The sequence below is a fragment of the Rathayibacter sp. AY1F6 genome, from assembly GCF_002932035.1.
In the GTDB taxonomy this organism is placed as follows: domain Bacteria; phylum Actinomycetota; class Actinomycetes; order Actinomycetales; family Microbacteriaceae; genus Rathayibacter.
The window spans coordinates 1-13359 of the sequence record NZ_PSVD01000013.1 but is presented as its reverse complement, the minus strand read 5'-3'; the positions used below and the strand labels follow the sequence as shown (position 1 = coordinate 13359).

Sequence of the window (13359 nt, the reverse complement as noted above, 5' to 3'; positions counted from 1 at the left end):
CTGAGGCGGCTCACATGTTAACGTGAACACACGCGTCGGTCCCCTCGGCTCGACGCATCCCTCCCCTGAAGGAAAGGTCTCGACGATGAGACGACGCTCCCCGGAGCCCCCTGCCGCCGCGCCTCGGCGCCGCGTGCGATCCCTCTTCCTCTCCGCTCTCGCCTGCACGAGCGTCGCCCTCACCGGCGCTCTCGTCCCCGTCTCGGCGCAGGCCGTCGACGTCCCGGCGCCCACCGCGCACTACGACATGTCCCACGCCGGCTCGGCCCTGCTCGACATCTCGGGCAACGGACGCAACGCCACCCTGACCGGCCTCACCGACGCGTCCTTCGCGAACGCCGGCGGCGACCAGGTCGCCCGGTTCAAGAACGACGGCTACGCGAGCCTGCCCCAGGGCCTGGTCACCGGAGCCGACAACGCGTTCGCCGTCGAGTACACGGTGAAGACGCAGACCACCGCCAACCAGTTCGGCTGGGTCATCGGCGACGGCGTCGGCCCGTGGAACACCACGCAGCTCGGCAACCACGTCTTCGTGAACCCGCGCAACCCCGACGGCTCGCCCAGCGGACAGGTCCTCGCGGGCATCCGCGTCAAGGAGCCCACCAACAACGGCGAGACCCGCATGCCGTTCGGCGGCACGCTGAACCCCGGGTTCACGACGCTCACGCTCGTCGGCACCGGCACGGGGTCGAGCACCGTGCTGACCCTCTACCGCGACGGCACGCAGATCTCGACCGCGAACACCACGAAGTCGATGGCGAGCATCGTCCCGACCGGGTCCACGCTCGGCTACCTCGGCCGCTCGCTCTACTCCGGCGACGCGCTCGTGACCGCCGACGTCACCGACGTGAAGTTCTGGGACACCTCCCTCACCGCCGAGCAGGTCGCCTCGAGCATGCCGACCGCCGCGGCGAAGGCGTCCGCGACCTCCGCCCTGCTGCGCTCGGACATCCAGCCCGTCCTGCTGGCCGGCAACCCGTCGCTGACCCAGGTCTCCTCGAACCTGACGCTGCCCGCCTCCACCAGCGGCGTCCCGCTCACCTGGACCTCCTCGAACAGCGCGGTCGTCTCGGCCACCGGCGTCGTCTCGCGCTCGATCGCGCAGAACACCCCGGTCACCCTGACGGCGACCACCGCCCAGGGCGCGACGATCGCCTTCGAGGTGGTCGTGCTCGCCCCGAGCATCAACGACGACCTCGACGCGCTGAAGCTCGCCACGCGCACCACCGAGAACCTCCCCCTCGCAGTGAAGGGCGCCCGTAACGGCACCGACATCACCTGGACCTCCTCGGACCCGGCCCTCGTCACACCGACGAACACCTCCTACGCGGCTCCGGCGGTCGGCGCGGCCGACCCCTACCGCGGCGGCGGCGTGGTCACCCGACCGGCCTACGGCTCCGGGGACAGGACCGTCACCCTCACCGCGACGGCCACCCTCAACGGCGTCACCGAGACGCGCGCCTTCACGCTGACGGTCGCCGAGCTCGGCCGCACCGCTCCCGACGCGGGCTACGCCTCGGCGTACTTCAAGTCGGACGGCGACGAGAAGATCTACCAGGCCGCGACCTCGGGCAACGACTTCTTCACCTTCTCGCCGGTCAACGGCGGCAAGGCGGTCATCACCTCGACGACCGACACGAAGGGCCTGCGCGACCCGTTCATCCTCCGCTCGCACAACGGCGACAAGTACTACATGGTCGCCACCGACCTCTGCATCTCCTGCGGCACCGGCTGGGGCGACGCCCAGTCCAAGGGCAGCCTGAAGATCGAGGTCTGGGAGTCGACCGACCTGGTGCAGTGGACCCGTACCAACGGCGCCGACACCGGCATCACGGTGAACCAGCCGGCCGCCGGAATGACCTGGGCGCCCGAGGCGTACTGGGACGACGCCCTGCAGTCCTACGTCGTGTTCTTCTCCTCGCGCCTCTACTCCGACGCGACGAAGACCAACAGCGACAAGCTCTACGCCCGCGTCTTCTCCGTGATCACCCGCGACTTCCGCACCTTCACCGCTCCTCCCGCCACCTGGCAGGACACCGGCTACGCGCGGATCGACTCGACGATCACGAAGATCGGCGACTACTACTACCGCTTCACCAAGAACGAGGAGGGCGGCGCCGCCGGCACCCTCGAGGCCGGAAAGGACATCTTCCTCGAGAAGTCGAAGGTCCTGACCGCCGGGACGACCTCCTCGAACTGGAGTGCCGACCCGAACACCACCTGGCAGCTCACCGACACCCGGATGACCTCGCTCGAGACCGGCCAGGCCGGTGAGGGACCCGAGATCATCAAGCTGAACGCGGGCGACCCGAACGACACCACCGGCACGGGCGACGGCTACGCGTTCCTCGTCGACAACTACGGCGACGGCGGCTACAAGGCCTTCCTCACATCCGGAGCGGCCATCGCCGGCAGCTCGCAGACGAACCGCCTCTCGCAGTCGGCCGACTGGAACGTCTCGCCCAAGAGCCGCGCCGGCCTCCCGGCCAGCCCGCGGCACGGTGCGTTCGTGAGCGTCCCGCAGACGGTCCTCACCGCCATGAAGAACTGGACCGGCGTCACCGCCGTCGACTCCACCACGACCCTCACCGCCGACGGCCGCACGGTCACGGCGACGGTCGCGGCGGCCGACAAGGGCGACGTCGTCGGCTCGGTCACCTTCACCGGCGGCTCGTGGACCTCGACCGTCCCGCTCTCCGGCGGCTCGGCGAGCGTCTCGGTCCCGGCGGACGTGACCGGCGTCACGGCCTCCTACACCGGGTACGCGGACAAGCTGGTGCGCACGTCGGTCTCGGCCGCCGTCCCGCTGGACACCCTCGAGCTCGTCCCCGCCGTCGCCACGCGCTGCGTCGCCGGCAAGATCGTGCTCACCGCGACCGTGAAGAACACCGACACCGCTGCCGCGGACGTCACGATCACCTCGGCCTACGGCTCGAAGTCGTTCACCGCGGTCGCTCCCGGCTCGTCCGCCTCCGCCGCCTTCACCACCCGCCTGGCCTCGATGCCGGCCGGCACGGTGACGGTGACCGGATCGGCGACCGGCCAGCCCGCGTTCACCGCGACGGTCCCCGTCGCCGCCGCGCGCTGCTGACGCACTGACGACGAAGGGCCCCCTCCTGCGCTCGCGCGGGAGGGGGCCCTTCGTCGTTCCCGGGTCAGACGGTGGGAGCGAGCAGGTCCGCGTGGTGGGCGGCCGCCACGTTCGGGTGGGCCCGGAGGCGGTAGCGCAGCGCGTTCTCGCCGTAGGTCTCGAGGATCGGCGCGTTCGTCGGGTCGACCGAGAGGCCGGACTTGAGCTCCTCGGGCAGCGGGAGCGAGGGCATGGTGGCCGAGAGCGCGGGATTGAAGAAGAACGGGATCGAGATCCGGTCCGTTCCGATCAGCGGCGAGATCACGCGGTGCAGCGTGGCCTTGAGGTAGCCGCCCGTGGCGAGCTCCAGCATCTCGCCGATGTTGACGACGAACGCGCCCTCCATCGCGGGTGCCTCGATCCACGAGCCGTCGTGCTCGACCTGCAGGCCGCCCTTGCCGGGCTCGACCAGCAGCAGCGTCAGCACGCCGCCGTCGCGGTGCGCGCCCACGCCCTGCTTGGGCTCCGGGTCGGAGGTGCCCGGGTAGCGGACGACCTTCACCAGCGAGAACGGCCGCTCGGCGAACGCCTCGTCGAACACGTCCTCCGGGGCGTCGAGTGCGACGGCCCAGGTGCGCAGCAGCCGGATGGCGACCGCAGCGAGCTCCGCGTGCCAGCGCTCGAAGACCTCGCGGAACTCCGGCAGCGCCTCGGGCCAGAGGTTCGGCCCCTCGAGGCGCTCGTAGTCGGCGACGCCGGGCCCGGCGGGAACGGCCGGTCGGTCGATGCCGATGTCGACCTGCTCGCGGTAGTCGACGTCGCCGTTGGTGAGCTCGGCGCCGAAGCGGGTGTAGCCGCGGAACTGCGGGCTGAGGGTGTTCTCGATCGCGAGCTTCTCCTCCTCCGGCAGGTCGAAGAAGCGGCGGGAGACGGCGACGACGTCGTCGAGGAGGTCCTGGGGCACGCCGTGGCCGACGAGGTAGAAGAAGCCCACGTCGTGCGTGGTCTCCCGGAGGTCGCGGCGGAAGGCGGCGGCCTCCGCCTCCCCCTGGTCGAGGCGGGACAGGTCGAGGATCGGCAGGGAATCGGTCATGCACCGACTCTCGCGCACGAACCTGCACAGCAGTCGATTGTTACGACAACCAAAACGGCGGGCCCCGCCACGGCACGGAAGAGGGTTCCTCCGCGCCGCGACCGGGCCCGCCGTGAGCGCCGAGTGTTACGGCGTGGGCATGCCGCCGTTGACGTGCAGCGTCTCGCCGACGACGTAGCTCGACTCCGGGGAGGCGAGGAACACGTAGGCGGGAGCGAGCTCGGCCGGCTGGCCCCAGCGTCCGAGCGGCGTCTGCGAGCCGACCTCGGGCAGCTTGTCGGACGGCTGGCCGCCCGCGGTCTGCAGCGGCGTCCAGATCGGGCCCGGGGCGACGACGTTCACGCGGATCCCCTTGGGCGCGAGCTGCTGCGCGAGCGCCTTCGAGAACGTGTTGATCGTGGCCTTCGTGCTGGCGTAGTCGACCAGCATCGGCGACGGCTGGTAGGCCTGGATCGACGAGGTGCTGATGATCGCGGAGCCCGGGGCGAGGTGCGGCACGGCCGCCTTCGTCATCCAGAACATCGCGTAGACGTTGGTCTTGAAGGTCTCGTCGAACTGCTCGTCCGAGAGCTCGAGGAAGTCCTCGACGTGCTGCTGCTTGCCCGCGTTGTTGACCAGGATGTCGAGTCCGCCCAGGCCCTCGACGGCCTTCGCGACGGCGCCCACCGCGAAGTCGTGGTCGGTGATGTCGCCGGGGATGGCGACGGCGGTGCGGCCGGCCTCCTCGATCAACGCGACGACCTTCTTCGCGTCGGACTCCTCCTCGGGGAGGTAGACGATCGCGACGTCGGCGCCCTCGCGGGCGTAGGCGATGGCGACGGCCGCGCCGATGCCCGAGTCGCCTCCGGTGACGAGCGCCTTGCGCCCGGTCAGACGGCCGGAGCCGCGGTAGGTCGACTCGCCGCGGTCGGCGGGGTCGTCCATCTTCGAGTCGAGGCCGGAGCCCTCCTGGTACTGGGCCTCCGTGTCGATGTCGGCGAACATCGCGGTCGGGTCTTGGAACGTGTACTGGTCGTTCTGCGGAGTCTGGTCGTTCTGCGAAGTCATGTCTCGACGCTAGGCGCGCGGGATCGGCGGCCGCGCGTGCTTGACAGCCCCGATCCGCCAGGACACAGGAGGTCTTCAGGAGCCGCGGAGCCCCCCGGATCGGGGAGAATGGTGCGGTGACCCGCGACGACTCCCTGTCCTTCGACACCACGGCGCCGCTGCCCGGCTGGCAGCACGCCTACTCCGGCAAGGTGCGCGACCTCTACACCCCCGACGACGCCGACCCCGTGCTCGGCGCCGACCGCATGCTCGTCGTCGCCAGCGACCGGGTCAGCGCGTACGACGCGGTCCTCGAGCCCGGTATCCCCGGCAAGGGCGAGCTGCTGACCACGCTCTCCCTCTGGTGGTTCGCGCAGCTCTCCGACGTCCCCAACCACCTGATCCCCGGCGACATCCCCGAGGCGGTCCGCGGCCGGTCGATGCTGGTGAAGACGCTCGACATGTTCCCGATCGAGTGCGTCGTGCGCGGCTACCTCTCCGGCAGCGGCTGGAAGGAGTACCGGGAGACGGGCTCCGTCTGCGGCGTCCCGCTCCCCGAGGGCCTCCACGACGGCGACGCGCTCCCCGAGCCGATCTACACCCCCGCGTGGAAGGCCCCGCAGGGCGAGCACGACGAGAACATCACCTTCGAGCGCACGGTCGAGATCGTCGGGGAGGAGGCCGCGGAGGCGCTGCGCACCCTCTCGCTCGCCGTCTTCCGCGAGGCGTCCACCATCGCCCTGGCCCGCGGCGTGCTGCTGGCCGACACGAAGTTCGAGTTCGGGGTCGACCGCGGGACCGGAGTCGTCACCCTCGGCGACGAGGTCCTCACGAGCGACTCCTCCCGCTACTGGGACGCCGACGACTACGACGCCGGCATCCGCGGCCGCTCGTTCGACAAGCAGATCGTGCGCGACTGGCTCTCCGACAACTGGGACGGCCAGGGCCTCCCGCCGACCCTCCCGTCCGAGATCGTCGAGCGCACGGCCGCGCGCTACCGCGAGCTCATCGAGCGCCTCACGCGCTGAGGCACCGGAACGACCTGTGGACGATCACCACCCTCGCGTCCGGCTGGAGGCCCGCGGCGAGGATCCGGACGAGGCGCGGCACAGCCTCGCGCGGCTCTACAACGGCGACGAGTGGCGCGCCGCCACCACCGCTGCAGACTTCAGCTACCGCTACGCCGCCATCGGCGACGGCGGGATGACCCTCCGCACCTCGCGGATGTCCGGGCGCCTCGCGGGCGGCGTGGGTGACTCGGACGATGTCGTCGTGCAGTGGATCGTGGGCGGCTCCGGCCGGATCGACGTCGGCCGCGCCTCGATCGCGATGGAGGAGAACCGTCCCGTCCTCTTCCCCGTCGGCCGGCCGTTCGCCTTCGACTACGTCGACTTCGACCAGCGCCTGGTGCACCTCGACCGGGGAGTGGTCGACCGGGTCGCCGCCGAGCGCGGCCTCGTCGGCTCCCTCGTCTTCGACTCCGAGCACCGCCCCGACGCCGCGGCGATCCGCCGGTGGCGCACGGCCGTCGCCGACTCCGCCCGCGCGCTGCGCAGCGAGCGCGTCGAGCAGCTGCTCTGGGACGAGCTCACCCGTGCCACGGCCTCCGCGCTGCTCGACCTCTACCCTCCGGAGTCCGCTCCGGTCCCGCCCGAGCTCCTCGCCCCCCGGAACGCACGGATCCGCACGGCCGTCGAGTACGTGCACGCCCACTGCAGCGAGCCGATCGGCCCCGCCGAGATGGCGGCGGCGTCGGGCCTGACCGTCCGGGGCCTGCAGTCCGCGTTCCAGCGGGTGCTCGGGATGCGCCCGATCGCCTACCTGCGCCTGGTGCGGCTCGACCGCGCCCGGGAGGAGCTCGCCGTGAGTCCGCCCCTCGGGACGACGGTCGCCGCCGTCGCCCGGCACTGGGGCTTCGGGAACGCGGGCCGCTTCAGCGCGGCCTACGCGGAGCGGTTCGGCGAGTCGCCGAGCGCCACGCTGCAGCGCTGATCAGTCGACGAGCTCGGGCGGCGGCTGCCCCTCGAGGATGCGGCTGAGGCCGTCGAGCAGCACCGCGACGGTCGCGGCCTCCGATTCGGGCACCTTCGCGACCATCGCGCGGATCTGCTCGTAGGTCGGGTCGTCGGTGCCGACGATGGCCTTCTGCGCGCGCTCCGTCAGGCAGAGGATGCGGCCGCGGCCGTCGGACGGGTCGGGAGTGCGGTTCACGTAGCCGGCGCGGGCGAGGCGGTCGACGAGGAGGGAGACGGCCGCCGTCGTGATCGACAGGGCCGCGGACAGGTCGACGGCGCGGACGATCTCGTCGCGCCGCTCCCCGACCCCGATCAGCCGCAGGGCCGCGAGATCCGTGGCGCCGATGCCCAGGCGGCGCTCCACGCGGCCGTCGTAGTCGCGCTCCGCCGTGCGCAATCGCGCGAGCAGAGCGAACAGGTCTGGCCGAGCGTCCATCGAGGTGCACCTTCCGAGCGGCAGGCGCCCCGGACGGGAACTCGCTGCCCCCATCGAACCACTTCTCCGGCGATCGGACGGCGTGTGTCCCGAAAGCGCAGTCGGCGCGGAGACTGTTAGTCAACCGACTTAGCAATACCTAGTGTCGACGGTGCGGCACGCCTTCCGTGCGCCGCCGACGGTGAGGAGGTGCGCGCGATGGGACGACTGCTCTACGGCGCACCCGCCAGCTCGCACTCCTTCGAGGACCGCGCCCTGGCCCACCTCCAGACCGTGATCACCTCGCGGTTCCGCCGCGGCGAGGGCTTCCTCCTGACGATCGAGGACGCCGAGGGCCGCCGGTCCGAACTGTGGCTCCACCCCGGCATCCCCACCCGCTACGAGTACGACGGCACCGCCGCGATCGAGCTGAACCCGCACTGGCTGCGCGAGCTCTCGAACGCCTCGAACGGCCGCCTCGGCCTCCACCTCCTCCCCGAAACCTCGTCGCCCGACGACCTCTCCGTGAAGAAGATCCCCGCATGAGCGACCACAACGGCACACTGTTCCGGCGCGGAGGCACCGTCCGCTTCGTCCGCTGGATCTCCTCCCGCGACGGCGGCTGGGCCCCCGAGATCGTGCAGGGGCGCTACCTCGAGCGCGACGACCGCGGCTGGCTGGTCGAGATCGAGGGCACCCCGACGGTGCTCGCGAAGGACGACTGGGCCGTCTACCGCTGACCGGCTCTGCGCTCGGCGTACTGTTGAGCAGGTGCGTTCTCGTGATCGCCGCGGCATCACCTCGGCTCCCCTCCTCCTGACGACCATCGGAACGACGAGCCTCGTCTTCCTCTGCGCGTTCGAGTCGCTCGCCGTGACGACGATCATGCCGATCGTCAGCGCCGACCTCGACGGCCGCGCCCTCTACCCCCTGGCCTTCGCGGCGACGCTCGCCGCCGCCGTGGTCGGGATGGTCGCGGCCGGCTCCTCGGCCGACCGCCGCGGCCCGACGCCGTCGCTCGTGGTCGCGATCCTGCTCTTCACCCTGGGTCTCGTCGCCGCCGGTGCCGCGCAGTCGATGCCGGTCTTCGTGGCGGCCCGCCTGCTGCAGGGGCTGGGCAGCGGAGGGATCACCGTCACCCTCTACGTGCTCGTCGCGCGGGTCTACCCGAGCGAGCTGCATCCGAGGATCTTCGGCGCCTTCGCCGCGGCCTGGGTCGTGCCGTCGCTGGTGGGGCCGCTGGTGGCCGGAGTCGTCGCCGAGCTCGCGAGCTGGCACTGGGTCTTCTTCGGAGTCGTCGCCCTGGTGGCCCTCGCGAGCGCCGCGATCGCGCCGACGCTCCGCTCGCTCGAGCCGCGCGAGCGCCTCCCCTTCGATCGCCGGGCAGTGGGCCGCATCGCCCGCGCCGTGGTCGTCTCGGCCGGAGTCGTCGTGCTGAGCACGAGCGCCGAACTCGCGCCCGACCTCGCCGGGCTCCTGGCCGCGGCCGCCGTGGTGGTCGTGGTCGTGGCGGTTCGCGCGCTCCTGCCCGCCGGCACGCTGCGCGCCCGGGGCGTCCTGCCGTCGGTGATCCTCCTCCGCGCCCTCGTCGCCGCCGCGTTCTTCGGCACCGAGGTCTACCTGCCGCTGCTGCTCTCGGAGCAGTACGGCCTGCCGCCCTGGCTCTCGGGCGCCATGCTCACCGCGGGCGCCGTCTCCTGGGCTCTCGGCTCGAACATCCAGGGACGCCCGGGTACCCGCCTCAGCCACGGCGGAGCGATGCGGCTCGGCACGTCGCTCGTGCTCGCCGGCATCGGAGTCGTGCTGCTCGTCACGGTGCTCGCCCTCAGCCCGATCGTCGCGGGCGTGGGCTGGTTCCTGGCCGGCGGCGGCATGGGCACGATGTTCCCGCGGATGGGGACGATGACGCTCGCGCTCTCCGCTCCGGGCCGGGAGGGCTTCAACAGCTCGGCCCTGCAGATCGCCGACTCGACCGGCGCCTCGGTCTCCCTCGCGCTGACGGGCCTCCTCGCGGCGGCGGTCACCGGGCTGATCGGGGCCGGGACCGGGGTCTTCGCCGCGACCTTCTCGTACGCCGCGCTGATCGCGATCGTCGCGGTCGGTCTGGCCGGCCGGCTCGACGGGCTCCTGCGCCGCGAGGGACGCCGGGAGCCCGCCGAGCAGGCTCAGCTGTAGAGCGACTCCGGCACGTCGAGGCCGTAGATCGCGCGGCCGGACGACCAGATCACCGAGCAGGCGGCCCGGAGCAGATCGGTCGCGTCGTCGCCGGCGTCCACGATCACCACGGAGTCGCCGTCGAGGCGGACCTTGGCGCCGCGGACGGCGTGCGTGCCGTTCCGCGAGACCGTCGTCGCCGGGTAGGGCAGGTGCAGCTCGCGCAGGTCGCCGAGGATGTACGTCGGCCGGAGCTTGGGCTCCGCCGCGAGGAGCTGCTTGGCCCGGTCGATCCCGGTGAGCACGTGGGCGCTCTCCATGTCGGCGCCGTTCGCGCCGGCGATGTCGGTGTCGAGCCGGTCGCCGAGGAACAGCGGGTTCGTCGAGCCGAAGCGCGCGGTCGCCGCGTCGAAGATGGCCCGCTCGGGCTTGCCCGCGACGACCGGGAGCCGGCCGACCGCGGTGTGCACGGCCGAGACGAGGGTCCCGTTGCCCGGGGCGATGCCGCGCGCGACGGGGATTGTCCAGTCGGTGTTCGTCGCGACCCACGGGATCCCCGTGTGGAGCGCGAACGAGGCCTCGGCCAGCTGCTCCCAGCCGACCGTGGGTGCGAAGCCCTGGATGACCGCCGCCGGCGAGTCCTCCGCGCTGCGCGTCACGGTGAACCCGGCGCGCTCGACCTCGGAGGTGAGGCCCTCCGCCCCGACGACGAGGATCGTCGAGCCGGCCGGCACCAGGTCGGCGAGCAGCACGACCGCCGCCTGCGGGGAGGTGACGACGTCCTCGGGCCGGACGCTCAGCCCCAGCTCGGAGAGGTGCCCGGCGACGGACGCGTCCGTGCGGGAGGCGTTGTTGGTGATGTAGCCGACCCGCAGCGTCTCGGCCGCTCGGTTGAGGCTCTCCACCGCGAAGGGGATCGCGTCGGCACCCTTGTAGACGACCCCGTCGAGGTCGGCCAGGACGGAGTCGCGGCCGTCGAGCGGAGTGGGCTCAGTCCTGCTGCTGCGGAACATCGGCGTCCTCCTCGGTGGTGTCGGCGGGTTCGACCGACTCGTCGGCGGTCGGCTCGGCCGAGTCGAGAGCCTCGTCCGCGTCCGTCTCGGCGAGATCGTCGGACTCGAGGGACTCGTCCGCGAAGGTCGGCTCGTCCGTGTCGACGACGTCGGCCTCGGCGTCAGCGGTCGCATCGGCGTCGTCCGCGTCCGCGTCGTCGTCGTCGTCGTCGTCGGCGATCTCCTCGGACACAGTCCGGTGGACCTCGTCCTCGTCCGCGTCGTCGACGGCGGTCGGGCCGTCCTCGTCGTCCAGGTAGTCGTCCGCGTCGTCGACCGCGGTCCCTTCCTCGGCGCGATCGGGAGCGGACGCGGCGTCGGCCGACTCGTGCTCCTCCTCGATCACCTCGATCGTCTCGTCATCACCGCCGCCCTCGGCCGCGAAGACGGCCTGCGCCGCGATGTCGGCGCGACGCTGCCACTCGGCCGCCTCCTCGGAGCGGCCGACCTCCTCGAGGACGAGCGAGTAGGCGGCGAAGAGATCCGGGCTGTACGAGAACGCGCGGTCCGGGTCCAGCTGCGGGATCTCGAGCTCCATGAGAGCGAGCTCCGCCTGCCCGAGGTCGAGGCGGGCGCCGGACATGGCGATGGCCAGCGACACTTGCGCGCCGGGACTCAGCGTGGTGCGGTCGATCGACCGTCCCAGCTCGAGCGCCTTGTCGGGTCGGCCGACGCCGCGCTCGGAGTCGACCATCAGCGGCACCTGCTCGTCCGAGCCGGAGATCCGACGGAAGGTCCGCAGCTCGCGCAGCGCCAGGGCGAAGTCGCCCGTCGCGTACGCCGAGATGGCCAGCGACTCGCGGACCACGGCGATACGTCCCGCGCGGCGGGCCGCCGAGAGCACGTGGCGGTGCGCCAGCTCGGGGTCCTCCTCGAGGAGGCGGCCGGCCATCACCAGGTGACGGGCGACCCATTCGGCGTTGTCCTTCGAGAGCGTGCGCAGCTCGTTGCGGGCGACCTTGTCGAGGTCCTTGGCCTGCACGTCGTCCGGAAGGTCCGGGTCGTCGTGGCGCGGACGCACCGACTGGAGGGAGCGCCGCTCGCGCTCCTCCTCGGTGAGCTCCGGCTCCTCGCGGGGGCCGCCGCGTCCGCCGCCGAAGCCCTCGCGTCCGCGTCCGCCGCCCTGGCGGTCTCCGCCGCCCCGACGATCGTCCGACCACGGCCTGCTTCCCCCATCGCGCGATCCACCGCGGAACGGCGGACGCGAGTCCCCGTCACGCTGCGGACGAGAGTCGCCACCACCACGGTAGGAAGGCCGGGAGTCACCATCACGCTGCGGACGCGAATCTCCACCGCCACGGTAAGGAGGACGGGAGTCCCCGTCACGCTGGGGACGCGACTCGCCACCGCGATAGGGAGGCCGAGAGTCACCGTCCCGCTGCGGACGCGAGTCGCCACCGCGATAGGGAGGACGCGAGTCCCCATCGCGCTGCGGACGGGAATCCCCACCACCCCGGTACGGAGGACGGGAGTCCCCATCGCGCTGAGGACGGGAATCCCCACCCCCGCGGTAAGGAGGACGAGAGTCACTGTCACGTTGCGGACGAGAATCGCCACCACCGCGGTAAGGAGGACGCGAGTCACCATCACGCTGCGGACGCGAATCCCCACCGCCACGGTAAGGAGGACGGGAGTCCCCGTCGCGCTGCGGACGGGAATCGCCACCACCGCGGTAAGGAGGACGCGAGTCACCATCACGCTGCGGACGCGAATCCCCACCGCCACGGTAAGGAGGACGGGAGTCCCCATCGCGCTGCGGACGGGAGTCCCCATCACGCTGCGGACGAGAGTCCCCACCACCACGGTACGGAGGACGAGAGTCCCCGTCGCGCTGCGGACGGGAATCGCCACCGCCACGATAGGGAGGACGAGCATCACCGTCGCGGCGGGGGCGGGAGTCGCCCGAGCCGCCGCGATCGTTCGAGGAGCGGCCGGGGCCGCCGGCGCGAGGCGGCCGCTCGTCACGACGTCCGGAGTCCCGGTCGTTGCGGTCGGATCCTGAGTCGTCCATGCGTTCCTCGCCTGTCGTGGTGATGCTCTGTGGAGTTGACCCGCCCGAGGGCGGGGAGGACGGCCGTAACCGTCGCACCACCCTAACCCGCACCGCGCTCCAGTGAGCAGCGGGGATCCGAGGTGGTGGTTAAACAGCGATGGCCACCCATTTCTGGGTGGCCATCGTGAATGGTGTCCGGCGGTGTCCTACTCTCCCACAGGGTCCCCCCTGCAGTACCATCGGCGCTGAGAGTCTTAGCTTCCGGGTTCGGAATGTGACCGGGCGTTTCCCTCTCGCTATGGCCGCCGTAACCCTGGCGACACACGCACCCGAGGGCACATGGTCAAATCTGGGTTACACGCCGTGCGTGTATTCAATTGTTCCGCTCCTCCCGAAGGAGGATGCGGGGTGCCCGTCTTCTGGGAACCACAAAGTGGACGCAAGCAATCTCTGACCACTCCTACCAGCCTTTACAACGGTATGAGTGTAGTGATTATCAAGTTATCGGCTTATTAGTACCGGTCAGCTCCGACAGTCTTTA

General features: G+C 71.5%; 11 protein-coding genes and 1 rRNA gene. 6 read left to right on the top strand and 6 right to left on the bottom strand.

Translation table 11 applies throughout. The features are described 5' to 3' along the window. Positions 1–133 precede the first annotated feature (133 nt). Positions 134–3091 carry an immunoglobulin-like domain-containing protein gene (locus C5C44_RS11335; RefSeq protein WP_258066723.1) on the top strand — a complete coding sequence of 986 codons (2958 nt, stop codon included), beginning with the start codon at positions 134–136 and terminating at the stop codon, positions 3089–3091. A gap of 64 nt (positions 3092–3155) precedes the next feature. Here the strand turns inward: C5C44_RS11335 and C5C44_RS11330 are convergent, their stop codons facing one another. Together C5C44_RS11330 and C5C44_RS11325 are read right to left on the bottom strand one after the other, a co-directional pair. Then, a complete protein-coding gene (locus C5C44_RS11330; protein ID WP_104223790.1) occupies positions 3156–4163 on the bottom strand; it encodes an isopenicillin N synthase family oxygenase in 1008 nt (335 codons plus the stop codon). Positions 4164–4289: 126 nt separating this feature from the next. Further along, positions 4290–5210, bottom strand: coding sequence for a glucose 1-dehydrogenase (locus tag C5C44_RS11325; RefSeq protein WP_104223791.1), 921 nt, complete (start codon positions 5208–5210; stop codon positions 4290–4292). Positions 5211–5326: 116 nt separating this feature from the next. Here C5C44_RS11325 and C5C44_RS11320 point away from each other — a divergent pair, with 116 nt between their 5' ends. Continuing rightward, positions 5327–6217 (top strand): phosphoribosylaminoimidazolesuccinocarboxamide synthase, encoded by an 891-nt coding sequence (locus C5C44_RS11320; protein ID WP_258062286.1) that lies wholly within the window; start codon positions 5327–5329, stop codon positions 6215–6217. A gap of 16 nt (positions 6218–6233) precedes the next feature. Next, the gene (locus tag C5C44_RS11315) at positions 6234–7181 is read left to right on the top strand and encodes a helix-turn-helix domain-containing protein (RefSeq protein WP_104260834.1); all 948 of its coding nucleotides are present in this window, start codon (positions 6234–6236) and stop codon (positions 7179–7181) included. Here C5C44_RS11315 and C5C44_RS11310 read toward each other — a convergent pair whose 3' ends face one another. Then, entirely contained in the window at positions 7182–7640 is a 459-nt protein-coding gene (locus C5C44_RS11310) for a MarR family winged helix-turn-helix transcriptional regulator (RefSeq protein ID WP_181027163.1), read from the bottom strand. A 198-nt stretch (positions 7641–7838) separates the two neighbouring features. Here C5C44_RS11310 and C5C44_RS11305 point away from each other — a divergent pair, with 198 nt between their 5' ends. From C5C44_RS11305 to C5C44_RS11295, 3 genes are read left to right on the top strand one after another with little or no spacing between them, the layout of a single operon-like run. Beyond that, positions 7839–8165, top strand: a complete 327-nt coding sequence (locus C5C44_RS11305) for a hypothetical protein (RefSeq protein ID WP_104223794.1) — start codon at positions 7839–7841, stop codon at positions 8163–8165. After that, positions 8162–8359 (top strand): hypothetical protein, encoded by a 198-nt coding sequence (locus C5C44_RS11300; protein ID WP_068256013.1) that lies wholly within the window; start codon positions 8162–8164, stop codon positions 8357–8359. Before C5C44_RS11305 ends, C5C44_RS11300 begins: the two co-directional genes overlap by 4 nt. A gap of 31 nt (positions 8360–8390) precedes the next feature. Next, the gene (locus C5C44_RS11295; RefSeq protein WP_104335879.1) at positions 8391–9794 is read left to right on the top strand and encodes an MFS transporter; all 1404 of its coding nucleotides are present in this window, start codon (positions 8391–8393) and stop codon (positions 9792–9794) included. Here the strand turns inward: C5C44_RS11295 and C5C44_RS11290 are convergent. From C5C44_RS11290 to rrf, 3 genes are all read right to left on the bottom strand, one after another. Then, positions 9785–10786, bottom strand: coding sequence for an HAD-IIA family hydrolase (locus C5C44_RS11290; protein WP_104226795.1), 1002 nt, complete (start codon positions 10784–10786; stop codon positions 9785–9787). The two genes, C5C44_RS11295 and C5C44_RS11290, sit on opposite strands and share 10 nt — an antisense overlap. Next, positions 10764–11846: a hypothetical protein gene (locus tag C5C44_RS11285; RefSeq protein WP_258066722.1), complete on the bottom strand. Its 1083-nt coding sequence runs from the start codon at positions 11844–11846 to the stop codon at positions 10764–10766. Before C5C44_RS11285 ends, C5C44_RS11290 begins: the two co-directional genes overlap by 23 nt. A 1165-nt stretch (positions 11847–13011) precedes the next feature. Continuing rightward, positions 13012–13128, bottom strand: a 5S ribosomal RNA gene (rrf, locus tag C5C44_RS11275). Between the last annotated feature and the right edge of the window lie 231 nt (positions 13129–13359).

Bases quoted from the DNA above. Each gene is read 5' to 3' on its own strand.
- C5C44_RS11330 (WP_104223790.1), bottom strand. From the start codon at position 4,163: ATGACCGATTCCCTGCCGATCCTCGACCTGTCCCGCCTCGACCAGGGG.
- C5C44_RS11325 (WP_104223791.1), bottom strand. From the start codon at position 5,210: ATGACTTCGCAGAACGACCAGACTCCGCAGAACGACCAGTACACGTTC.
- C5C44_RS11310 (WP_181027163.1), bottom strand. From the start codon at position 7,640: ATGGACGCTCGGCCAGACCTGTTCGCTCTGCTCGCGCGATTGCGCACG.
- C5C44_RS11305 (WP_104223794.1), top strand. From the start codon at position 7,839: ATGGGACGACTGCTCTACGGCGCACCCGCCAGCTCGCACTCCTTCGAG.
- C5C44_RS11300 (WP_068256013.1), top strand. From the start codon at position 8,162: ATGAGCGACCACAACGGCACACTGTTCCGGCGCGGAGGCACCGTCCGC.
- C5C44_RS11290 (WP_104226795.1), bottom strand. From the start codon at position 10,786: ATGTTCCGCAGCAGCAGGACTGAGCCCACTCCGCTCGACGGCCGCGAC.